This is a genomic window from Reichenbachiella agariperforans (assembly GCF_900142205.1).
GTDB classification, from domain to species: domain Bacteria; phylum Bacteroidota; class Bacteroidia; order Cytophagales; family Cyclobacteriaceae; genus Reichenbachiella; species Reichenbachiella agariperforans.
Genome location: NZ_FRAA01000010.1, coordinates 113,359 through 138,200 on the forward strand (window position 1 = coordinate 113,359; position 24,842 = coordinate 138,200).

The following is a 24,842-nucleotide window of genomic DNA, read 5'->3' on the forward strand; positions in this document are numbered from 1 at the left end:
GTATATATATTAGAAATACAATAAATAATAAGCTTTATTGTATTTCTAATATCATGAATAAAATATTGAATAGTAGTAGCCACCTACATTATTTGTGTATTAAACACCTAATATACCGATAAATAGGGATTGGAACTCAGTGTCTTTATTACCAACTTTAATTTGAGATGAATTACGCTAGCCATAGGTTCTCCCTGTAATGGTTGCGTTATAACCACTTACTTAAAAGTTAATTATTGCACATAACTATAGGAGACAAAAAAAACAACACTTACTATACACGTAGCGTTATATGCAATATTTACAGTCACTCCTTTGATTAATTAAAAATAAACCCTAATTTGTACCAAACAACATCAACACAACAACCTAATGTGATTCATACCATTTAAGTACTACAATCAAAATTTAACTACGCAAATCCTAATTGAATGGATTGAAGCGACCAAAGCCAATTTACTTTTGGTAAAAGACTAACCGATCACACCTCCACCTAATAGTGTTCGAACTCGCTCATTGGTCATGATACTGCCAATACTGATTAGAAAGACATTCTACTATTGCTAACAGCTATAGTTAGTACCTACTGATAGAAGACTGACTATAGCACAGATTACTTTCATGAATTTATAACTCTTTATATAAATCAATTAGCTATGAAAAAAACAGATATCGCCATTGTAGGGATTGGGTGTCACGTACCAGGACAAATCCATGGTCCCGATAGTTTTTGGGAGCAACTAACCAACGGCATCAATGGAATCACCGAAGTGCCCAAAGACCGATGGAGTCACGAGGAATTCTATGACCCTAATCCAGACAAGGCAGGAAAAATCAAAACCAACAAAGGTGGTTTTATAGAAAGAATAGATCAGTTTGACAATGAATTTTTTAAGATATTCCCCAAAGAAGCTGAAAGAATAGACCCACAACAGCGTCTACTACTCCAGACCACTTTCGAATCCATAGAGGACTCAGGAGACCGATTGGATCAATTCAAAGGCTCAAACACTGCGGTATTCATGAGTATGTTTACCAATGACTACTGGGATATGCAAGTAGACCAGAAGAGCAGATATGAAATTAGCCCTCACGTACCGATGGGGTCCTCTCTCACTGCGATCGCCAACAGAGTATCCTATTTCTATGATCTAAAAGGCCCCAGCGTTTCGATCGATACTGCCTGCTCCGGCTCTCTCGTATCTATACATTTAGCATGTCAGGCGATATGGGATCAAACTGCCGACTCAGCTGTAGCTGGAGGTGTCAATATCATCATCAATCCTGAATCAACCATCATGATGTCCAAGGGCAATTTCTTGAGTCCTGATGGTCACTGCAAGTCCTTTGATGAAAAAGCCAATGGATATGTCCGAAGTGAAGGAGTAGGAGTTGTATACCTCAAACCAGTAGACCAAGCCGTTGCAGACAACAATAAAATATATGGCATCATCAAAAGTACTGCTTGCAACTCTGACGGGCATACTAGCGAAGGTTTCACTGTACCTAGCGAATCCTCGCAAACACGAATGCTTCGCAATGCATACGCTCTAGCAGGTGTAGACGTGGACAAACTCCAATATATAGAAGCGCACGGCACAGGCACCCCTGTAGGAGATCCTATCGAGACCAAGTCATTTGCCAATGTATTCGGTAAAAGAAGCACAGATCACCCACTGATGATTGGATCTGTCAAAACGAACATCGGTCACTTAGAAGGCGCGGCAGGAGTAGCTGGTTTGATTAAGCTTGCACTTTCGATCAAAAACAAAAAAATACCTGGCAATCTCCATTTCAATAAAATCAATCCAAAAATAGATTTACAGAATTGGAAGCTTAAAGTCGTCAGTAAAAACACGGATTGGCCTGCACAACCCGATGGTGGCCCTCGCATAGGGGGAGTCAACTCATTTGGAGCAGGAGGCACTAATGCGCATTTGGTCCTTCAAGAATACATCCCATCGGATGATTCCCTAACTCAAACCAATATTGACACAGAAGAGAATCAATACCTCTTCCACACCAGTGCCGAAACGACCCTTTCATTGAACAACCTCCTACGTGAGTACAAAGACTACCTCTCAACGTCTAAAAACAGCCTGAGAGACATCTGCTACAACATAGGGAAACACCGGTCTGACCTCAAGCACCGCATCGCGATAGCGGGTAGTGACAAGGGTGATATCATCACCAAAATCGACGCGTACCTAGATGGAAATACACTCGCTGGTGTCGTAGTAGATGAAGTAGACACTCCTGCCCAAAAAATCGCATTCGTGTTCACTGGACAAGGTCCACAGTGGTATGCAATGGGACAAGAACTTATCGCTAACGAACCCCTTTTCAAATCCGTCATTCAAAAGATCGAAACCTATTTTCTAGAAATAGCAGGTTGGTCTTTGTTAGAGGAAATGAACAAGGATGAAGAAAACTCCAGAGTCAATGACACCCGAATCGCACAACCAGCCATCATGGCGATACAAATCGCACTGGTAGAACTTTGGAAAAAACATGGTGTCATACCAGAAGCAGTCGTAGGACACTCGATTGGCGAAGTAGCGGCAGCTTACACTGCTGGCTCACTAACCTTAGAGCAAGCGGTACAAGTGATCTTTCATCGAAGTAGAGGCCAACACGCCGCTACGGGCAAAGGGAAAATGCTAGCGGTCAGCCTCACGCAAAAAGAAGCCGAAGATGCCATTAAAAGTGTATCAGATGTAGTATCCATCGGAGCGGTCAACGGCCCAGCCATGACGGTGCTATCTGGAGATGAAGCACCACTGATCAAAATCGCCGAAGAGCTTGAGAAAAAGGATATTTTCAACAAGTTTCTAAGAGTAACGGTACCGTTTCATTCCCATCACATGGAGCCGCTCAAAGACGAACTCATCAGTTCTCTCGCCTCACTGAAACCGAGTCTATCCAAAACAGCACTTTATTCAACAGTGACAGGCCAACAAGAAGATGGCTCACACCTAGTCAGCAAATACTGGTATGACAATGTTCGAGAACCTGTCTACTTCTCCAATGCACTAAGTGCTATGGTAGATGATGGATACGACCTATTTATCGAAATAGGTCCTCACCCCGCTCTGTCAGGCGGAGCTGAAGAACTATTTGAATCCAAAAACATTACCGCCTCTATCTTCCCTTCTATCAAAAGAAAGGAAAATGAGAAACTAAGGTTTCTTCAAACCTTAGGGTCACTATATACCAAAGGCTTTGCTCTCAATTGGGATATGATATACCCTGAGTCAAAACAGGTTTTAGATCTCCCAAGATACCAATGGGACATGAAATCATTCTGGTATGAAAACCTAGAACACAAGGCCAGAAGAATAGGAAAAAAAACGCACCCTTTGTTGAATGGAAGTATACAGTCCGGAGCGCAAAAAGATCTTTTCAGCTTCGACTTGCTCCTAGACAGACGAGTAGATCCATACATCGACGATCATCGGGTGGATGATGTCATTATCTTCCCCGCGACGGGTCATTTGGAAATGGCTACTGCTGCTGCCAAAGAAGCCTTTGGTAGTGACTTTGGATTCCTAGAGGACGTGAATTTCGAAAACGCACTATTCCTGCCTGAGGATGGACATTTTCAAGAAGTCAAAATTGAAATGTACTCTGATGAAGAAAAATACTGGATACTCAGTCGGGATCGAAATAACCCCGACGCTGAATGGATCAAGCACTCTAACGGAAAAATGAACACCCTCGGAGATACTTTTAACTCCATGCCTGTAGATTTAGAAGCGATCAAAGAGAGAGTAAATGACCGACTCCCGGTACAACCCATGTATTTGGAATTGAAAAAAAGTGGGTTATTCTACGGCCCTACGTTCAAAGCCATCAAAAACATGTGGGTGATCGAGGGGGAGATTCTGAGTAAAGTAGAACTGCACGAGTCACTCAGCTACGGGATCGAGGACTACTACCTACATCCTTCTATTTTGGACGCATGTCTCCACACGATTTTCGCAGCGAAGATGAGTGATGATGACGAAGAACGAGGTGTCTACTTACCAGTACATATAGACAGATATAAACTCCACTCCAAGCCAACTACTCAAACGGTATTCAGCTATGTAAAAGTACATGAAAGCAGCTCCGAGTATCTCAAAGGTGATTTTTGGATCATTGATGAAGCAGGCGTTTTAATCGCTGAAATCCAAGGGTTAGATTGTAAATACATCGAAGGGTCAAGAAGCCAAGAAGGAGAAGTAGCTTATACGGGGTGCTACGAGTACGAGTGGATTCCAGTACCAGATACCCAATACAAATCAGCCAACAACGAAGTGCTATTCGTAGGGGAAGCCGACTGTAACACAAAAGCACTCGAAGAGCAGTTAGTGCAAAATGGATCAAAAATCACCCATGCGCCGATCAAGGATTTTTCTAATCGAGAAGAACTAAAAGCGGTCATGGTGCAAATCAAGAAAGACCATCCTACGCTAAATAGAATAGTGGTCACACTACCTCTATCTGCTAAAGGTCAAGCACTGGAGACAGGCATGAAAGACATGAGTTGGAAAACGCTCAATGTATTCAATGCCATCATAGAAGCAGAAATGCAATTATCTATATGGCTGCTCAACCAACAGGCAGATCTGGTAATCGCTTCAGATACAGAGATAGATTTATCTCAAGCCCCTTCTTATGGGCTGGGTCGGGTCATGTTCAACGAATACCCATTGGTAACGGTCAAAATCGCTGATCTGTCGAGCTTAGAGAACGAAAACGAAATAGCACATTTGGCAAAAATCATCTCCTCTACCTCCAACGGCGGTGAAGAGACTGATTATGCATTTCGTGATCAAGAAATCCTAGTCAAAAGGCTACTCGCAATCGATAAGTCCAAAGCACAGGAAGACGCCTCTATCAATCTACTCGCTTCTGGATCATACTATCAGACGATCTTGAGAGAAAAAGGCATCCTCGACTCTATAGGATTCAGACAAATAGCTCCGTTCCAATTGGGTGCTCATGATGTAGAAATCGATGTGAAAGCATCAGGGCTTAACTTTAAAGATGTCCTAAATCTAAACGGTCTACTGACTGAGGAAAGTGTAGCAGGTGGGCTAGTCGGGGCACAGCTCGGGCTAGAGTGTAGTGGTGTAGTTGCCCGTGTAGGCAAGTCCGTAACTCACCTCAAAATTGGAGACCCTGTATTGGCTTTTGCGCCAAATACATTCGCAGGAAAAGTCATCGCACCAGATCACTGTGTAGTTCCTAAACCCGAACACATTTCGTTCAAAGAGGCCGCCACGATCACTTTAGTATATTTGACAGCCTATCACTGTATGTTTAACCTCGGACAAATGGACGAAGGCGAACGTCTACTGATCCACTCGGCAACAGGTGGTGTAGGTATGGCAGCAGTAGCGCTGGCTCAGCACTTCGGTATAGAGATCTATGCGACCGCTGGTACCGAAGAAAAAAGAACGCTACTTCGTGAGATGGGCGTAACACACATCTACAACAGTCGTAGCACGGCATTTCACGATGAGATCATGCAAGACACCCACGGAGAAGGAGTCGATCTGGTACTGAACTCACTCAGTGGGAAAGCCATCATACAAAGTATCAAATGCCTACGTCCATTTGGACGATTTGTAGAGATCGGCAAAACGGACATCTACAACGACATGAGTTTGCATCTCAAAAGATTTGGTGACAACCTCAGTTACTTCGCAGTGGATATCGATCGCCTCATGGGACAAAAGCCTAAAAAGGCGAGTAAACTATTCGGGGATGTCATTCGACTGTTCGAAGACAAAGTACTGAAGCCACATCCATACAAGCAGTTTTCGATCAACGAAATCGGTGAAGCCATTGACTTCATAGCCAAAGGCAAACACATCGGCAAAGTCATCGTCTCTATGGACGGAGAGCATGTCAATGCCTTGCCCGCCGAAACACTGACCTTATCCGCTGACCACAGTTATTTGATCACTGGGGGTGCAAGTGGCTTTGGGCTAGAGTTGGCTAAATGGTTAGCCAACAAAGGCGCTAGGCATCTCGCGCTAGTGAGTCGAAGTGGACCAAAATCCGAATATGATCACAGCTGGATAGAAAAGCTCAGAGGAGATGGGATTAATATCATGATCGAAAATGTAAATCTATCATCTACCAACCAAGTAAATGATATGGTCTCAAGAGTGAACCAAACCGCACCATTAGCCGGTATCATACATGGTGCTGCAGTACTACAGGATTCGACGATTCAGCGAATGGATCAAGAGATATTCGACAGGGTATTTACCCCCAAAGCTATGGGAGCTTGGAACCTCCATCTCGCTACGACAAAAATGCAATTGGACTTCTTCTTGTCATTGTCGTCCATCTCTGCGGTATTTGGTCTACCGGGACAAGCCAACTATTCGTCTGCCAACAACTTCCTAGACAAATTAGTCAACTACCGAAAATCATTAGGCCTCCACGCGCAAAGCGTCAACCTAGGAGTACTCGGTCAGTATGCAGGGATGTCCAAAGAAGGTGGAAACGTCCTCAACGTATTGGAGAATCAAGGCTGGCTACCACTAACCATGAATCAGGTCACCAGCAAAATCGAACGGATATTGCTCGAAGGTGATATCGTACGAATGGCCGCCAATATCGATTGGTTGAGATTCAGAGAGTTTTTCAGTCACTTGAGAAATGATGCCAAATTTAAGGATCTCCTTTCAGACGACACGTTGAAAGTAGGTTCGGCCAAAGCCGGCAATGACAGCTTGCGTGACAAGCTCATCCAAGCCAACGGAGAAGGAATCACACTGCTCACTGGGCACCTCAAAGAAGCACTTGCTAGAATACTCGGCACGACTCCTGACAAGCTGGACGAAAGCAAATCTGTATCAGCAATCGGTCTAGACTCTCTCATGATGAATCAACTGAGAAACTGGATTCTACAAAAACTAGAGTTCAACTATCCGCTCATGAAGCTATCCAAAGGGCCTAGTATCGTAGAAATATCCGCTCATATTTTGGAGAGTATCAAAACAGCTACTAGCGAAGTAGAACAAGATGAGTCGGGTATCACTTCAGAAAGCGATATTGAAGTGATCAACGAGTGGTTCGTGCACAAAAAGTCTGATGACAATGAGTCCCTTGGCAAAACCAAACTCTTCATGTTTCACTCCATGGGAGCTGGCGCATCGATGTTCAACGACTTCCTCTACGACGCACCAGAAGGCACTGATGTCTACGCAGTACAACTACCAGGGCGCGAAAACAGAAAAGACGAACCGATCTATTCTGACTTTAATCAGCTACTGTTAGATATAGAGACAGCTATGCTACCCCTGCTGGATGGACCGTTTGTAATCTACGGACACAGTTTTGGAGGGATAGTAGCCTTCGAGTTGACTCGTGCACTGCGCAACAAGCATGGCAAAGAGCCGCTGCACTTCTTTAGTTCAGCGACCATGGCACCACAGATGACCACCACTTGGAAAAATCGTGATGTCCTAAAACAATCAGCCATCTCCGCTAACTCGGAGCAAAAACTGATAGGGCTGATGACCTACATCGATGATTTAGACTATGTCAAAAAAATCCTTCCGATTTTGAGGCTTGACATGGCTCTACTCGTGGACTATGACTATGCCGATGATGCGAAGTTCAACTGTCCGATCACTGTTTTCTCAGCGATTGAAGATGAAGTCACCTTGCCTGAAGAGATGGCTCCTTGGGAGGAGCATACGGCATCTGAGTTTAGACAAGAGCTCGTACATGGTGATCACTGGTTTGTGAGTCGAAACAAAGACTTCATTCGCCAGCAAATCACGCAGGACTTGAGTCTTTCATTGCAAGAGTAACAAGAAGAAGCCTGCACATTTCATCCGAAACCGTGCAGGCTATACTGTAAACCACTTCCTTCCCCCTATGACAGGAGAGAAGGAAGTTTTCAATCACATTAATCTGTCCTAGGGCTCTTTCTAATAACACATTAGAACAGAGCCCTTTTTACCAGCTATCTTTTTCATGATCAACCTCTCTCTTCCAGAAGGTGTACATTCCTCATTTTCTGATTTATCACATACAATAGATGTACTATTCGAATCAGAAAAACATATTACTCAAGACTATGACCCCAAAAGACTTCAGGAATTTTGTAGCGGTAGGTATTGTGCACATCAGTGTCTAGACCGTTTAGACACACGAAAACCAATACTAAAAACAAAAGAGGGAGTTCCTATCTGGCCCAAAGCAGTCACTGGCTCTATCAGTCACTCAACAAAGCTATCAGGTGCCATAGCGTCCTCTACCAACACCATAGAAGGTATTGGCCTAGACATAGAAACCATAGGACGTATCTCCCCAGACATGTGGGCAATACTTTATACCAATAATGAAATTGATTTACTCAAGCGTACAGCTATGCCCGAAGTTGATTTTTTAAGCACGCTAATATTCTCTATGAAAGAAGCATTCTACAAAATGCAATTTCCAATCAGCGGACTCTTCATGGATTTTCAAGATTGCGAGATAACACTCCTAAACGAAAAATGTCATATCCAACCTCTCGTCAGTTTGTGTTCTCCACTCACTGACCCAGCTCAATATGACATTGGATACCTTAGACTGGAAACAGAGGTAATAACCTACGTACTGCTCCGCCCACTCGAAGAAATTAGGATCTCATAAAAAAGGGATTGGTTCAAAATGTTTGCTATCAAGGCATACGAAAGGGAAAAGCGGCGTTTCCTTTCGGAAATGAGCATCCTTCCGATCAACATGACGCTAAAAGCGGACAGTATGGACGAGCCCAATTAATCAGGCATGATGAACCAAAGCACTAGATATACTATCACCCCAGGAAACCCTATGGACATGATAGAAAGTAAAACATATGCTAATCTGACCAAGGTATGATCCCATCCTAAGTAGTCTGCTACTCCACCTAATACGCCTCCTAATACTCTATCGCTTGATTTTTTCAAAATACGTGTCATTTTGTAAGTGTTTTTAAAGTTAATAATGAATTGGCTGAGTAGCCCATGATATGACTGGCTAAATTCGAGCTGCTACTTAACGAACGAGAAGGCGGCACTAACTTACCTGAACTATACTCCTCCAAACCTGTCCCTGTCGCATTGTATCCGATCACTACTGCTGCTAGGATGCCTAGCAGGATCAACAGGACTCGGTTTTTACGGATGTTAAGTTTGGTTATCATGGTCTCAGTGTTTATTTATTTTTAGTTTTGACCTTGATACTAAATTGACAAAGGTTATGCCAAAACACATAAAACACTGATAACCTAACAGTTACGCAAAAACCACTTTAACAACATGTCCAATAATGTACACTCCCCCCTCTAAAAGTGTCCGCTTTGATCAACCTGCGATTTCGGATAGCTCTAGCCAGCGCATCTCCTTTTCGTCGACCGTATCATTGATCGTCTGAATCTCCGAAGACCACTCAGTTAAGATCACATGATCGGACTCTCCAGAGTTCAAGAGTTCTTCCAGCTCAGCCTTTCTAGCATTTAGCTTGGCGATATCCTTCTCCAGCAGGCCAAACTCCTCTTTTTCGCTATAGGTCAACTTCCGCTTACCTTCTTGCTTTTGCGTGTTAGCAGGTTCAGGTGATGGAGTAATCGACGGCACTTTCTTGGCCGATTTCCCTGATTTTTTCTCATCCTGAATCTCCCTAAAGTCCGTATAGTTGCCCGGATAGTCCTGAATCTCATCCGTCTGATCAAACACAAACAAATGATCCACTAACCTATCCATGAAATAGCGATCATGCGACACCACCAACAGACAGCCAGGGAAGTTATCCAAATAATCCTCCAGTACGTTGAGCGTGACAATATCCAGATCATTGGTAGGCTCATCGAGGATCAAGAAGTTAGGATTGGCCATCAGTACCTTTAGCAACTGTAGGCGGCGCTTCTCCCCCCCACTCAGCTTCGACACCTGCGAGTATTGCGTTTTAGGAGGAAACAAAAATTGATTGAGTAGCTGAGAAGCGGTGATCTGACTCCCGTCATCTAGTTCTATCGCATCGGCGATCTCAGAGATCACATCGATGACCTTTTTGCCAGGGTCTTCTTCTATGGTATGCTGATGATAGTACCCAAAAGCGGTATTAAGCCCCTGATCAATCTCTCCAGTGTCTGGCGCTATTTCACCAGTAAGTACGTTTAGGAATGTAGATTTTCCGGTACCATTCTGACCAACGACCCCTATTTTTTCTCCACGGGCAAACACATGCGAAAACTTAGTAAAGATCGCTTCTCCTCCCCATGACTTTGAGATATTCTTTAGCTCCAGAATCTTCTTGCCCTGTCTACGTCCAGCCAATTTGATCTCCATATTAGCCTTACTCAAATCGACTTTTGCCTTCTTCTCCGTTTCGTAGAATGCATCCACGCGATACTTCGCTTTCGTCCCCCTTGCCTTAGGTTGTCGCCTCATCCAATCCAGCTCTTTGCTCAGGAGGTTCTTAGCCTTTGCTTTCTCAGCATGCTGGATTTCTTCCTGTTCGGATTTTTTCTCTAGGTAGTAGGCATAGTTCCCTTTATACTTGAATATCTGTCCACGGTCGATCTCGATGATCTCATTGCAGACACGATCGAGAAAGTACCTGTCGTGCGTCACCATCAGGATTGATAGATTTTGCGAAGCGAGGTACTCTTCGAGCCATTCGATGATATCTAGATCGAGGTGGTTAGTTGGCTCATCTAGGATGAGAAACTCAGGCTCGTCGAGCAGTGCCTTTGCTAGTGCGATACGCTTTTGCTGTCCTCCAGACATACTGGAGATGGTCTGGTTGAGGTCATTAATTCCTAGTTTGCCTAAAATCTCTTTGAGCTTATACTCATAGTCCCACGCATTCCTCTCATCTATCGCTGAGACCAGATCTTGCACCCGTAGCTGATCATCCATCGTAGGGTCTTCTTTCTCTACCAGATCCCAGTATTCTCCCAGCAGCCTGGATTCAGGATGTGTGGGATCAAAAATAGAATCCAATACAGTCTCAAAACCGCTCAAGTCGGGCGACTGAGCAAGGTAGGATACTTTGATGTCCTTTTGGAATGAAACGCGGCCTTCGTCTTGCTGATCCTTGCCCGCGATGATATTGAGCAACGTGGATTTACCACAGCCATTGACACCTACGAGCGCCACTTTCTGACCTTGGTCTATTCCGAAAGTGATCTCTTCGAATAGTTGCTTTTCGTTAAAACTCCGGGTTAATTTCTCTACGGATACGGCAATTGGAGGCATAGCTTACTTTTTAGAACTGTGATATGACCCCAACGAAGGCTCGTTGGGGAGGCAAATGTATGCTAAGTTCCGAACAGCACAACGTGTACTCCTGACTATATAGAGAGTAGATTTATCCTTTTTTCTTGAAGGCAGCCTCTGCAGCCAACTTGATTTCGTCTGCAGCACTAGAAAGATGGTTTTTGATCTCCACCCACTTGCCTTCGTTCTTTTCTTTAAACTCCGAATACTCTGTCTCTAAGTTCTCCTTTTTACTCTTCAGGTCGCGAATTTTATCTTCCACCTCATCTCGGATCTCATCTTTGGCTCCTCTAGCCTCTACGATCAAATCATCGATTCTTTTTCCCAGTTCCTTTAAAATTTTTTCTACTTGACCTTGGTGTTCTGCGCTCATAATACGGTTTTTAGATATTTTGATTAAATATAAAGACTAAGAAGGAGTTAATATAGTGAACTGGGATAGCATTCTCGGATTAGAAAGTTAATTTTGCGATTTCAAAATCAAAATCTCTTGTGATTTGAAGATTTCAAACAACACCCCATACATTATCGGCATCTGCGGCGGCAGTGCATCTGGCAAGACCAAGTTCCTCTGCGACCTTAGAAACTCATTTAGCGATGAGCAAATAAGTGTCCTGTCATTAGACAACTATTACCGTCCCTATGAAGAACAGTTCATCGACGAGAATGGCGTGGAAAATTTTGATATCCCTAGCTCGATTGACTTGATCGCGTTTGCCAAAGATTTGGAAAAGCTCAGAAACGGCGAAACCATCTCCAAACCAGAGTACACTTTCAACAATCCTAACATCATCCCAAAAGAGATCATCACCAAACCTGCGCCGATCATCTTGGTAGAGGGGATTTTCATTTTCCATCAAAAAGAAATCACTGATCAGCTAGACCTACGCATCTTCGTAGAAGCCAAGGCACATTTGATGATCAAGCGCCGGATCAAACGAGATGCTATCGAACGCAACTACGACATGGATGATGTGCTCTACCGATTCGAATATCACGTGATGCCTGCCTACGAAAAGTATATCCTGCCCCATCGGGACACCTCGGACATCGTCATCCCTAACAACGGCACCACCTTCGAAAAAGGACTAGCAGTCGTCAAAGCCCATTGTAAAAACACGCTCCCCTCTATCAACTAAACCTCGGCCAGAAGAAAATGAGGACAGCCGACAAGAAAAGGACAGCCTCTCGCCAAAAAACGTATGATAAAACTGATGCGACGAGCCGCTGCAACTTGCAGGAAGCTTTCGCACCCATGCGATGAGCCGCTGCAACCTGCAGGAAGCCGTCGCACCCATGCGATGAGTCACTGCAACCTGCGGGAAGCCATCGCGCCCATGCGATGAGTCCCAGCAATCTGCGGGAAGCTTTCGCACCGATACGGTGGCTCGCAGCAAATAGCCTGAAACAACTACGACGCTACTATTTCTTAAACAAAGGTCTACCGTATAGATCGAATGGCTCTGCATCTGTGATCTCCACATCCACAAAGTCACCAATGCGTAGATAGTTTTCGTCTGCCTGCACGAGGACTTCATTGTCCACATCTGGAGAGTCGTACTGGGTACGCCCGATGAAGTAGTCCCCATCCTTTCGGTCGATCAGTGTCTTGTGAACTTGTCCAATTTTCTTGAGATTCTTCTCTAGAGAGATTCCTTCTTGGAGCTCCATCAGCATGTCTACACGCTCGTTTTTGACCTCCTCAGGCACATCGTCATTCATCGTACCTGAGTACGTGTCCTCCTCGTGCGAGTAAGCAAACACCCCAAGACGGTCAAACTGACTCCTCTCGACGAAGCGCATCATCTCTTCGAAATCCTCCTCGGTCTCACCCGGGTGTCCCGCGATCAGTGTCGTACGAATCGCAATATCTGGAATCTTGCTACGGACATCGTCTAGCAGTTTTTGTGTCTTTTCTCTATCCGTACCACGACGCATCAGTTTCAGAATCTTAGTCGAACCATGCTGTAGTGGGATATCGAGGTAGTTGCAGATGTTAGGCTTGGCCTTCATCACATCGAGTACATCCATCGGAAAACCCGTAGGGAAGGCATAATGCAGACGTATCCACTCCAGTCCCTCGACATCAGAGAGTCGCTCCATCAGTTCTGCCAGATTTCTTTTCTTATACAGATCCAAACCGTAATAAGTCGAATCTTGTGCAATCAACAAAATTTCCTTTGCGCCTTTGCTCACGAGATTCTTGGCCTCCACGACCAGTTCCTCCATCGGTCGTGAGACGTGTTTGCCACGCATGATAGGGATCGCACAAAACGAGCACGGTCTATCACATCCTTCGGCGATTTTGAGGTGCGCATAGTGCGTATCAGAGGTCGAAATACGCTCGCCCAGCAGCTCGTGCTTATAGTCCGCCTTGAACTTGGCCAGCAGACCTTTGAGATCCGTCGTCCCAAAATACTCATCTACATTAGGGATTTCTTTGCGCAGATCGTCCTTGTAGCGGTGCGAGAGGCAACCCGTCACGAAGACCTTCTCGATATGCCCCTGCTCCTTTGCATCCACAAAATTGAGGATCGTCTCGATAGACTCTTGCTTGGCATTCTCGATGAACCCGCAGGTATTGATGATCACAGTCGTCGCGTCGTTTTTCTTCGACTCATGCACCGCATCGATATCATTGCCCTTCAACTGCGTCAAAATCACTTCAGAATCCACGATATTTTTCGCGCAACCGAGCGTCACGATATTGACCTTTTCTTTTCTTCTGCCTTTTGTTTTCAAAGTATCCCTCTTAGATGAACCGCAAAGTTAGCGCATCAGGCCATCAAAGTAGAATGGAGTGGTTTAAAGTTTAGGCATACCTTACCAACCCGTCATTCGCTGAAGCGACGTAGGAGCTATCAGGGAATTCCCCACGGCAAGCACTGCACTAGCCTGCCAGACGAGGGGGATACCCCGATCTCACGTCGGGGTATGACGAAAGGGGGGGGGGAGCGGGGTATGACGAAGGAAAAAAGGGCGAAGCATGACGGATGGGAGAAGAGCGAGGTATGACGAAAAATGGAAAACCTGTCAGGGTTTAAGGAATCAAAACATAGAATTCTCTTCTCTCCCCCTCCACTATTAGCCAAAAGCTATCGTCAATCAGAAAATCGGTACTATTTTTGGAATGATTGCTTCAAATCTATGAGAAACATCATCCTTACACTTACTATGCTATTGGTTTCCCTAGCGGGAAAATCACAGGTTGCGGATAGTCTACCCGCACTGCTCACCGATATGAACGTGCAGATCGAGTCTACCGAAGGGATCAACTCGATGTACAATTTTGATTTCAAACGCGCCGATAGTCAGTTTCGCTGGATCAAAAGCAAGTACCCTTGGCATCCACTCCCGGATTTTCTACTCGGCCTCAGTCAGTGGTGGCGCATCATGCCCAACGTCCTCAACGAACAATATGACGAAGAATTCCTGTTTCACATGGATAGCGCCATCGTCAAGGCAGAGCAAATCTATGAGCGAGGCAGTGTCATCGAAGGGGCGTTTATCCTGGCAGCCGCCTATGCCTTCAAGGGGCGACTCTATGCTGAGCGCAAAGACTGGGGCAAAGCAGCATCAGCAGCCAGTAGTGCCATGGGCTACCTCGAAGAGTGCCGTGGCAAAGAGGAATTCAGTCCCGAAATCCTATTCGGTGACGGCCTATACAACTACTACATCGAGTGGATTCCCGAGAACTACCCCATGCTGAAGCCCATCATTATGTTCTTCGAAGATGGAGACAAAAAGCTAGGCATACAGCAGCTCAAAGACGCAGCAAACAACGCCTTCTACACACGCACCGAGGCGCAGTACTTCCTCATGCGGATTCAGGCCAACGAGCTAAAGGATCAGCAAGCAGCCCTGTTCACCGCAGACTATCTACACAAAACCTATCCCAACAATGCCTACTTTGAGCGCTACTACGCCCGCATCCTGTACTCCAACGGTCAGTACCGTAGATGCCAACAAGTAGCCCACGACATCCTCCACAAAATCGACAGTGCATATCTAGGCTATGAAGCCAATAGCGGTCGCTATGCTGCTTTCTTTCTCGGAGAAGTATATAGTGCCAGAGGCGATTATGATACTGCCAAAAAGTATTTTGAACTGAGTATAAAATATGGTGATGAAATCGGTGCGCAAGAAATGGGCTACTACATCTACTCCGTCCTCAACCTAGGCGAAATCGCCATGAAAGAAGGCAATGAGGATGAGGCCAAAGACTATTTTAAGCGAGTCAAAAAGCTATCCGACCGAGGCGACCGCTCCAACAAGCTCGCCAAGCGGTATCTCAAAGAGATGTAACCTTATTGATTTTAGATCCTAGATTTTAGACTCTAGAACCTAGACAAAAACAAATGTCCTACCAACCTTCATTCTCTGAAGCGACGCAGGAGCTATCAGGATTAGACACTAGATTATTAGACCTTAGATTTTAGACGCTGCTCAACTCATACACCCTGTCTCCTCACCCGTCATTCTCTGAAGCGGCGAAGGAGCTATCAGGGAATCTCCAGCGGTAAGCGCTGCGTAACTCATACAACCTGTCACCGTCATACCCCGATCAAGTCGGGGAATGACGGTGACAGTGGGACTAAACATCAAACAAAGACAGGAAATTAGCGGTATTGGATGCTACAGAGAACTGCTCTACGACGGTCTTTCTACCCTGAACGCCCATGTCTCGGCGTATTGACTCATTGAGTAGCAAGTCTCGTAAATACATCTCCCAGTCTGCCAATGTTTCGCAATGATAGCCAGAGATACCGTGTGTCACGATCTCTGCATTGACACCCACGGGAGTTACCAACACAGCCTTTTCGAGCGACATAAACTGCAGTGCTTTGAACCCGCACTTGCCCTTGGCCCACTCATCGACCTCTAGCGGCATCACACCTATATCGATGCGGTTGAGGTCTTGGATTTCCGTCTGGTCATTCCATGGGAGGAAAATAAAGTCCTCAATCTCAGACACTGGCTTTTGATCCGCTATCACGACAAAGTCAAAGGCGATTTCTTGTCTTAGGCTATTGATGACCGGAGCGATAAGCTCCAGATATTTGAGTGTCGAATGCGTCCCTGTCCAACCGATCACAGGTCTGTCAGTAGACTTTTGCGGAGCAGGTACATGCCGACGACCCGTATCCAATGTCGTCGGGTTCACGACTACTCTATCACTGTACTGGCGGGCATAGCTAGAGAGGAACTCGTTACCCGCGCTCACACGATGGCTCCATCGACAGATTGTAGCAACTTTACTAGCCCACTTGAGCTTAGCAATGAGCCCATTGGTATCAGTGGTGTTTTCCTTCCAGATCGCATCATCAAAATCGTAAATCACCTTCTTCTCCAGCACCCTTGCCAGTACCCATTCGAACACGGGAGGTCCCAAAGGAGCGGCTTCTCTGTGGATAAAAATAAAATCATAGCGACTCGCCTTGAGCAACATCCACTTTCGTCTAACAAAGCCCTTGACGATTCCTAGTATCTTTTGGAGTCCGTGACCGGGTAGATATAACACAGCCCAGGTCTTGTCATCGATAAAACTCTGACGATCTACCTGCACACCTTTTGCTTCCAAAAAAGGAATGTACTGCTCAAAGCGAAAACGCTGCGATCCAGCCGTGTCTTGCGGGTAGGGTGTAATAAAAAGGACTTTTTTGGTCATGAAGGGTCTTTGATCCAGTTGGGAGGCAAATTCTTATATATTTCGATCTCATCAAACTTTTGGCTAGATTTCACACCTTCTTTTTTTGCCCATTGTGCCATAGCGACGATCCCCTCCGCGAGAGGCGTAGCTGTTGGCAGTTGATAGTAGCGAGCCAATTTGTCATGGCTACAGTGGGCATGTTTGACCTCCTTTCGTGCCTCTAAGAACCGAATCTCCTCTGACGACCCGAAAGCGGCCTGTATCTTCTCTGCCAACTCTAGTACGGTACAAGTCTCATCTGCCCCGATATTGAATACCTCTCCATACATATTGGTACGATGCGCTGCCTCGGCAATCACGGGAGCAACGTCATCCACATGACTAAAAGCACGTGTCTGGCTGCCATCTCCATAGATCGTCAGTGGCTTCCTCTCCATGATTTGCTTCATAAAGATTCCGAGGACATTGCGGTAGGGATCGCCTAGATTCTGGCGTTCGCCATATACATTGTGCGGACGAAAGATCACATAGTCCTGCCCAAACATCTCCTTCGACACCTTCAGTTCCATCTCAAAGGCATATTTGGCTATCCCATAAGGATCCTCAGGATCAGGAATCATATCCTCAGTCATCGGAGTAGGCTGTCCTCCATACACAGCGATAGAAGATGCAAACACAAAGCACTTTACCTCATGTTTGATGGACTCGTTGAGCAGGTTGACACTGCCTGTCAAGTTGTTTTGGTAATTGAATCGCTTGATGAAATGACTCAGTCCCTCCGCAGCATAGGCAGCCAAATGATAGACATAGTCAAAGTGATGTGTATCAAAAAGATCCGCCAACAAGACGTGATCCAGAATAGCCCCCTGCACAAAGGTCGCCTGCCTAGGGACATTCGCCACGAAACCACCACTCAAGTCATCCAATACCACGACCTCATGCCCCATATCTATCAGCTGCTCGCACACATGACTCCCAATAAACCCGGCTCCTCCGGTCACTAAACTCTTTGGCATACTTTTTTAAACATTTAGCACTTCCAATTCAGAATAAAGGCTATTAAAAAATTTCATCCCTCTTTTTTCAAAGCAAAACCCTGAGTTCAATTTCAACTTTCATTAAAATATTGTCTGAAATGCATCCTCCACACTTTGTCTTCAAGCCAGGCCTATCTGCGGGATGGTATAATAGACCTGCACGATTTATTACGGTCTCAGTTTCTAGCAAAAAACGCTTTGATTTTCGTGCAAATATAATCGACCTCCTCGTTTTCCAGTTCAGGAAAGATAGGGAGAGACAAAATCTCTTGACTCCATCGATGCGCCACGGAAAAGTCATCAGCGCTGTAATTACACGCTTGAAAAACAGGCAAAAAAGGCAGTGCCACGGGATAGTGAATATCGGTCTCTACACCCTGCTCCCGTAGATAGTCAGCCAAAGCATCACGTTTTTTACACCGGATCACATACTGATGATAGACGTGGTCGTTACCTACGCGCTCATGCGGCAGAGCCAGTCCACCTAGAGTACTCAACTGGTGACTGTATGTAGCAGCTATGGCTCTTCTCCGCTGATTCCAATGCTTAAGATGAGGCATTTTCGCTAAGAGAATCGCGGCTTGCAGTTCATCCATTCGGCTAGTCATCCCCGCCACCGTATGCTCGTGACGCTGAAGTCCTCCTTGATTCGCTACCCGTCTACAATCCTCCGCCAGTTTAGCGTCACGGGTCAAGATCATCCCTGCATCTCCTAATGCACCTAAATTCTTCGTGGGATAGAAACTATAAACCACCGCATCCGAAAAAGCACCTGGAGCTTCCTGCTGTTGCAGTGCACCATGTGCCTGTGCAGCATCCTCCACGATCGCCAGCCCCCTATCTTTACACAACTGACTCAGGGCAACCATATCTACCATCTGTCCATAGAGATGCACTGGCACCACAGCTTTGGTACCTGCAGTTATTTTGGCTTCTACCTTTTCCAAATTCATCAGATAATCGCTATCCACATCCACAAAAACAGGCTTAGCGCCCAATTGAGTCACACAGCTAGCCGTCGAGACCCACGACATGGCAGGGATCACCACTTCGTCACCAGCAGTCACACCCAGTGCCATCAATGCCACCGTTAGTGCATCCGTTCCATTACCGACTGCTATCCCGTGAGTCTGAGCATTCAACGCTCCCCAACCTTGCTCCAAAGCCCTGACCTTGTCCCCGTGCAAGAAGCGTCCTGACTGGATGACTTCTTGCATCGCTACATTGAGCTCGTCTGCTAGTGCGGTATTTTGTCGAGTCAGATCAAAAAAAGGAATTTGCATGGTGTAAGGGTTAGTAGTGGTTTAGGATTTAATGCCGTTTAGTTAAGCCATTTTTAATCCGCCTGGGTTCGTGTCTCCACGAATCCTATCTGTATGATCGTGAGAATACGATCACGGGTGGCTATATTGGGTCTCTTCAAGCTTAACTAAACGGCATTGATAAAAGAGGTCAAAATTAAAACAATAGTTTGAAAGCTGTGGTCGCGGATATCTTTTCATCCGACACAGTTTCCATCAAAACACTATCCCAGAGGAACAAACCCAATGGCAAAGGTATTTAACCTCTCGCCTGACAGGATGCAAGGGCAGCACAGTGCTTACCGCTGGGGGATTCCCTGATAGCTCCTCCGTCAGCTTCAGAGAATGACGGATGAAGGGAGCGACGAGCAGGGTTTTAACGTACTGATTTCCTCAATAATGACCAACTTAGGTAAAGGGGTCTGGTTTAAATGCGTTTGCCATGAAACAAACACTTCCAAATCCTCAGAAATCAAAGTAACTTCGACCCTCAGAAAACAAACAAAAACACCCTAGTAAGATAGCCAAACCTTGACGTTTCAGGATTTTTTCATAACGCCCCTATACCTCATCCTATTCCTCATAGGTGCCTACGTCATTCGTCCCTATGCAACCAACGCACAGACCAGTCCCTATTTCATTCCGGGGTTAGCCATCAAATTTGTAGGTGCCATAGCACTCGGCATGATCTATCAGTTCTACTATGGTGGCGGGGACACCTTTACCTACCACAGCCATGGCAGTCGCTGGATCTGGCAGGCATTCATGGATGATCCTGCCGTTGGGCTTGACCTATTGTTCCAAAAAGCAGGAGACTACAATGGCAAAACTTACCCTTACACCAGTAAAATGTGGATGTTTAGAGATGCTGCCTCTATGTTTATCATTCGTATGACTGCTGTCATTGACCTGTTTACGTTCCAGACCTACAGCGCAACAGCTCTCTTCTTTGCTGCTTTTGCTTTTAGTGGACATTGGGTCTTATTTAGCCTATTCCAAAAACTCTCTCCAGCACAAACGAAACAACTAGCGTATGCTACTTTATTTATCCCCTCTGTCGTTTTCTGGGGTTCGGGTATCCTCAAAGACAGCATTACCCTCGCAGCACTCTGCTGGATGACTTACATCGTACTTAGGATTAGCATCTTCAACCGGCTATCCTTGAGCAATATCTTGTTGTTTCTGCTCATGGGATGGGTCATCTATTCTATCAAAATCTATATTCTCCTCTGCTTTTTGGTCGGCGTATCGATCTTCCTCTATCTCCAGTACATCTCCAAGGTGCGTAGTTTTGTGGTGAAGCTGATGATCGCTCCTGTACTCATCACGGTGTTTATAGGAGGTGGCTACTTTGCCATGCAAAAAATCAGTGAGGATGACTCTCGCTACGCGCTCGACAAAATCGGAGAAACTGCCATGATCACGGCCTATGACATCCGCTATGGCTGGGGCGCTCGTCAGGGAGACAACTCTGGTTACACCCTCGGAGAACTAGATGGCAGCATAGGCAGCCTCATCAAACTCGCCCCTCAAGGCATCATCGTGACGCTATTTCGCCCCTGGCCATGGGAAGTAAAAAACCCACTCATGTTATTATCAGCCATGGAGAGTTTAGGTTTTCTAATCCTGACCATTCGGCTGTTCTCCACTCAAAAATGGAGTATAATAATAAAGAAGCTAAACACCCCCATTATCCTTTTCTGTCTTAGTTTTGCCCTTATGTTTGCCTTTGCCGTAGGCGTGAGCACTTTTAATTTTGGCACTTTAATGAGATACAAAATCCCTGTAATGCCTTTTTATGGGCTGTTTTTGGTTTTATGTATGAATAGAAACAATGAATCAAGAAGAAGAATTTAGCAAGTGGGACACTGTCATCCTGCCTAAAAGAGGGCTACTGGAGCTCCATTTGTCTGAAGTATGGAAATACCGAGACTTGCTACGCATGTTTGTCAAGCGTGATTTTGTTACTTATTATAAGCAAACCATTCTTGGACCCGTCTGGTTTTTCATCCAGCCCATATTTACCACACTGACCTATATGTTGATTTTTGGCAATGTCGCCAAAATATCGACAGACGGCATGCCACAGATATTATTCTATATGAGTGGCGTCACGGCTTGGAATTATTTCGCAGAATGCTTTAACAAAACCTCAACAGTCTTTAAAGACAATCAAGCCATCTTTGGCAAAGTACACTTCCCACGGCTCATCACACCGCTGAGTATCGTTGTGTCCAACCTCATCAAGTTTGGCATCCAACTGCTCCTCTTTGTCTTGATACTGGGCTACTACCTATGGTCTGGCACGAGCATTATGCCCAACAGCGCACTACTGCTACTCCCTGTATTAATCGCTCTGATGGCAGGGCTCGGGCTGGGTGCAGGGATGCTCATTACCTCCATGACTACCAAATACCGCGATTTGGTTTTTCTGCTGCAATTTGGCATACAGCTGCTCATGTACGCGACTCCTGTGATCTACCCTCTATCGACCATTCCCGAAAAGTACAAATGGATTATCATGGCCAATCCCATGACGGGCATCATCGAGACCTTCCGCTATGCCTTCTTAGGCTCTGGTCAGCTCAACTGGCAATTGCTGGGATATGATGTAGCAGTCACTGCCTCCCTATTGATATTAGGCACTATTGTCTTCAACAAGACCGAACGAACTTTCATGGACACGGTATAACTATGAGTGATATAGCAATCAAAGTCGAAAATCTATCCAAACAATACCGCCTCGGCCAGGTCGGTACAGGGACGATCAGTCATGACCTCAATCGTTGGTGGCACAGTATACGAGGTAAAGAAGACCCCTACCTCAAAATCGGAGAAAGCAACGACCGCACCACTAAGGGCACCAGTGAATATGTCTGGGCGCTACAAGACATCAATTTTGAAGTGAAACAAGGTGAAGTACTGGGCATTATAGGAAAAAATGGCGCAGGAAAATCCACCCTGCTTAAGATACTATCAAAAGTTACCTCTCCTACCACGGGCAGCATCAAAGCCAGAGGCCGCATCGCTTCTCTGCTCGAAGTAGGCACAGGTTTCCATCCTGAGATGACTGGGCGTGAAAACATCTTCATGAACGGCACCATCATGGGCATGAACCGCCACGAGATCGCTAGCAAACTAGAAGAAATCGTGGAATTCGCCGGAATAGCCAAATACATAGACACCCCCGTCAAACGCTACTCCTCAGGCATGACCGTTCGTCTAGGTTTTGCCATTGCGGCACATCTCGAACCAGAGATCCTCATCGTCGATGAAGTCCTCGCCGTAGGAGATGCCGAGTTCCAAAAGAAAGCCATCGGCAAGATGCAAGATGTGAGTAAGGGAGAGGGCAGGACGGTCCTTTTTGTAAGTCATAATATGGTGAGTGTTGAAAATTTATGCACTAAGCTTGTCGTTATGTCACAGGGCTCTATCAACTTTACTGGTGACGTTCATCAAGGAATAAAACAATATAATTATTCTTCGAACAAAGAACTCCTAATAAATATCGATGAGCGACAAGATAGAAATGGTGGAGAAGTCGTAAGATTTACAAAATTTCAAATTACAGATGCAGATGACCACCCTATTGAAATGGCATTTGTGGGAGAGACCATATGTTTAAAATTTGGGTATCGTGCCATCCCTAATTTAGAAAATGTGGTAATTAGAATTGAAATCAAAACTTTCTCTGGACATAGGCTATCTATACTTAACAATTATCATTGCAGTTCACCGTTTGAAAAAATTCCAGACTCTGGTACATTCTGTTGTAAAATACACTCTCCTACATTAGCACAAGGAGATTATGAAATTAATGCAAAGTGTCTAGTAGACTTAAAAGAGGTTGATTCAATTGAAAAAATAGGCACTCTCAAGATTCAAAATGCTGACTATTACGGTACTGGAAAAATGCCAAACATAAAAGATGGGATACTTTTACAGCAAAGTTACTTTATTGAAAAGAGTCTTATCTAGATTTTTTTCAATACAACGCGTACATGTTTTAAGCGACAGTCATGGCGTAGTATATGAGTCAATGCAATCAAGTTTTTTCTACCAATTAAAAACTAAAATAGTACATGGAGCGACTATTACTGGCATTCAAAATATTAACTCAAAGACTCAAGCCAAGAAAAAATTTTCCGAGTACATCGATAAAGAAATATCTGTAAATGACTTTATTATTTTTCAACTCGGCGAGGTTGACTGTGGCTTTACTGTTTGGTTTAAAAACAAAAGAGATGGTAAAAGTTTTGACAAATTACTAGACCGTATGCTTGAAAACTACCATGCTCTAATAGAAGAAGCATACTCTAAGCAACTTAACAAAAAGAGGCTGCTAATCACCAGTACTACGCTCCCAACTATTAGCGACAATCAAGACTGGGGAGAGGTCGCTCACAAAAGAAAAGGGATCAACGCAAACCAATATGAGCGAACCCAACTCACACTCAAGTTCAACTCAAAGCTTAGAGATCTTTGCTCGCTTCATGGTTACACCTACATCGATTTTGACAAGTATCTTTTAAACCCAACTACTGGTATTGTACATGACTATTATAAGCATGAAAACAAACTCGACCACCATCTAGACCCTCGTAAAATCTCACAAGTAATAACAAAGGAGCTTTCATCGCTAGGATTAAAAAATATTGAATTGAAAAAAAATGGATAACCTGATCATTCATATTGGATATCACAAAACGGCAACTTCTTGGCTTCAAAAAGAGTTTTTCGAAAATGAAAAACTCAATATAAACTCAATAGCCCCCTATCACGACAGAGCTAAATGGGTAACCGAGTTCATCAAACCTGATTACTCCTTTGATAAACAGGTACTACAAGAATATTATCTACAAGCGGTTGACAAATCCAAAATCAACGTACTTTCAATTGAACGACTATCAGGATACCCTATCACAGGAGGATTCGACGCTATCATTATCGCCAATAGACTTAAAGAATTATTCCCGTCGGCGAAAATCCTTATCTCAATACGAGAACAGAGATCAATGATAAAGTCAATTTACCTTGAATACCTGAAAGTAGGAGGCAATGCTAAACTAGAAGAACTACTCTATCCAAAAAGATTTTACCTTATTCGAAATCCCACATTTAACTTAGATTATTTCAAATATGACTACCTAATATCTGAGTATTTAAAACTATTTGGTGAGCAAAATATATTGGTTCTACCCTATGAAGCACTCAAAAAAACACCAGAGCAATACATATCTGAATTGAGTTCATTCTTAGGACTAGATCAAGACCTTAGCTTAGTCACAAGCAGTTTGAATTTAAAAAAACAAATCAATACTCAATTACCCTTAGCTCACGGCTATAAGAATCGTCTAAATGCACGGATTTTTGGTTCAGAATGCACCCCTACCAGGTTAAACATCCCTAATAGATATAAAAGAGTTTTCAATATCCTTATGAGGTTATCCCCATTGAACTACAATAAAAGACTTGAAGAAGAAATTAGCCTGTTTATAGAAAAAATTCCTGAAACCTATTATCAGGAAAGTAATGCTCTCTTAGAGAAGCTAATCACACGTGATTTATCAAATTACGGTTATTGAAATAGCCATTA

The 24,842-nt window shown here is 44.6% G+C and carries 17 protein-coding genes; 9 read left to right on the forward strand and 8 right to left on the reverse strand.

The window, feature by feature from the left end:
* Positions 1-656: 656 nt before the first annotated feature.
* Complete coding sequence (locus BUB99_RS18840) at positions 657-7,820, forward strand: type I polyketide synthase (protein ID WP_073125196.1); 7,164 nt, start codon at positions 657-659, stop codon at positions 7,818-7,820.
* A 166-nt stretch (positions 7,821-7,986) separates the two neighbouring features.
* Positions 7,987-8,649, forward strand: a complete 663-nt coding sequence (locus BUB99_RS18845) for a 4'-phosphopantetheinyl transferase family protein (RefSeq protein ID WP_073125197.1) — start codon at positions 7,987-7,989, stop codon at positions 8,647-8,649.
* 125 nt (positions 8,650-8,774) lie between these two features.
* On the opposite strand, the gene BUB99_RS18850 is transcribed toward BUB99_RS18845, so the two are convergent.
* The 4 genes from BUB99_RS18850 to BUB99_RS18860 all read right to left on the reverse strand — a co-directional run bounded on the left by BUB99_RS18850 (position 8,775) and on the right by BUB99_RS18860 (position 11,631).
* The gene (locus BUB99_RS18850) at positions 8,775-8,945 is read right to left on the reverse strand and encodes a PspC domain-containing protein (RefSeq protein WP_245816882.1); all 171 of its coding nucleotides are present in this window, start codon (positions 8,943-8,945) and stop codon (positions 8,775-8,777) included.
* 8 nt (positions 8,946-8,953) lie between these two features.
* Entirely contained in the window at positions 8,954-9,181 is a 228-nt protein-coding gene (locus BUB99_RS20290) for a hypothetical protein (protein WP_139281100.1), read from the reverse strand.
* Positions 9,182-9,341: 160 nt separating this feature from the next.
* A complete protein-coding gene (locus BUB99_RS18855) occupies positions 9,342-11,237 on the reverse strand; it encodes an ABC-F family ATP-binding cassette domain-containing protein (protein WP_073125199.1) in 1,896 nt (631 codons plus the stop codon).
* A 112-nt stretch (positions 11,238-11,349) separates the two neighbouring features.
* The gene (locus BUB99_RS18860) at positions 11,350-11,631 is read right to left on the reverse strand and encodes a sll1863 family stress response protein (protein WP_073125200.1); all 282 of its coding nucleotides are present in this window, start codon (positions 11,629-11,631) and stop codon (positions 11,350-11,352) included.
* Between the two features lie 124 nt (positions 11,632-11,755).
* Between BUB99_RS18860 and BUB99_RS18865 the strand changes: the two genes are divergently transcribed.
* Positions 11,756-12,397 carry a uridine kinase family protein gene (locus tag BUB99_RS18865; RefSeq protein WP_215976228.1) on the forward strand — a complete coding sequence of 214 codons (642 nt, stop codon included), beginning with the start codon at positions 11,756-11,758 and terminating at the stop codon, positions 12,395-12,397.
* Positions 12,398-12,680: 283 nt separating this feature from the next.
* Here the strand turns inward: BUB99_RS18865 and rimO are convergent, their stop codons facing one another.
* Entirely contained in the window at positions 12,681-14,000 is a 1,320-nt protein-coding gene (rimO, locus tag BUB99_RS18870; protein WP_073125202.1) for a 30S ribosomal protein S12 methylthiotransferase RimO, read from the reverse strand.
* A gap of 405 nt (positions 14,001-14,405) precedes the next feature.
* Here rimO and BUB99_RS18875 point away from each other — a divergent pair, with 405 nt between their 5' ends.
* Positions 14,406-15,563, forward strand: a complete 1,158-nt coding sequence (locus BUB99_RS18875) for a tetratricopeptide repeat protein (RefSeq protein WP_073125205.1) — start codon at positions 14,406-14,408, stop codon at positions 15,561-15,563.
* A gap of 289 nt (positions 15,564-15,852) precedes the next feature.
* On the opposite strand, the gene BUB99_RS18880 is transcribed toward BUB99_RS18875, so the two are convergent.
* The 3 genes from BUB99_RS18880 to BUB99_RS18890 all read right to left on the reverse strand — a co-directional run bounded on the left by BUB99_RS18880 (position 15,853) and on the right by BUB99_RS18890 (position 19,228).
* A complete protein-coding gene (locus BUB99_RS18880; protein WP_073125208.1) occupies positions 15,853-16,926 on the reverse strand; it encodes a glycosyltransferase family 4 protein in 1,074 nt (357 codons plus the stop codon).
* The gene (locus tag BUB99_RS18885) at positions 16,923-17,924 is read right to left on the reverse strand and encodes an NAD-dependent epimerase/dehydratase family protein (protein WP_073125210.1); all 1,002 of its coding nucleotides are present in this window, start codon (positions 17,922-17,924) and stop codon (positions 16,923-16,925) included. The genes BUB99_RS18880 and BUB99_RS18885 overlap by 4 nt, the downstream gene beginning before the upstream one ends.
* Positions 17,925-18,121: 197 nt before the next feature.
* A complete protein-coding gene (locus BUB99_RS18890; protein ID WP_073125213.1) occupies positions 18,122-19,228 on the reverse strand; it encodes a DegT/DnrJ/EryC1/StrS family aminotransferase in 1,107 nt (368 codons plus the stop codon).
* Positions 19,229-19,777: 549 nt separating this feature from the next.
* Between BUB99_RS18890 and BUB99_RS18895 the strand changes: the two genes are divergently transcribed.
* From BUB99_RS18895 to BUB99_RS18915, 5 genes are read left to right on the forward strand one after another with little or no spacing between them, the layout of a single operon-like run.
* A complete protein-coding gene (locus BUB99_RS18895) occupies positions 19,778-21,103 on the forward strand; it encodes a hypothetical protein (RefSeq protein ID WP_073125215.1) in 1,326 nt (441 codons plus the stop codon).
* Positions 21,081-21,938, forward strand: a complete 858-nt coding sequence (locus BUB99_RS18900; RefSeq protein ID WP_073125217.1) for an ABC transporter permease — start codon at positions 21,081-21,083, stop codon at positions 21,936-21,938. Before BUB99_RS18895 ends, BUB99_RS18900 begins: the two co-directional genes overlap by 23 nt.
* 2 nt (positions 21,939-21,940) lie before the next feature.
* A complete protein-coding gene (locus BUB99_RS18905) occupies positions 21,941-23,224 on the forward strand; it encodes an ABC transporter ATP-binding protein (RefSeq protein WP_073125225.1) in 1,284 nt (427 codons plus the stop codon).
* Complete coding sequence (locus tag BUB99_RS18910; protein ID WP_221407534.1) at positions 23,175-23,924, forward strand: hypothetical protein; 750 nt, start codon at positions 23,175-23,177, stop codon at positions 23,922-23,924. The genes BUB99_RS18905 and BUB99_RS18910 overlap by 50 nt, the downstream gene beginning before the upstream one ends.
* The gene (locus tag BUB99_RS18915) at positions 23,917-24,831 is read left to right on the forward strand and encodes a sulfotransferase domain-containing protein (RefSeq protein WP_073125231.1); all 915 of its coding nucleotides are present in this window, start codon (positions 23,917-23,919) and stop codon (positions 24,829-24,831) included. Before BUB99_RS18910 ends, BUB99_RS18915 begins: the two co-directional genes overlap by 8 nt.
* Positions 24,832-24,842 lie beyond the last annotated feature (11 nt).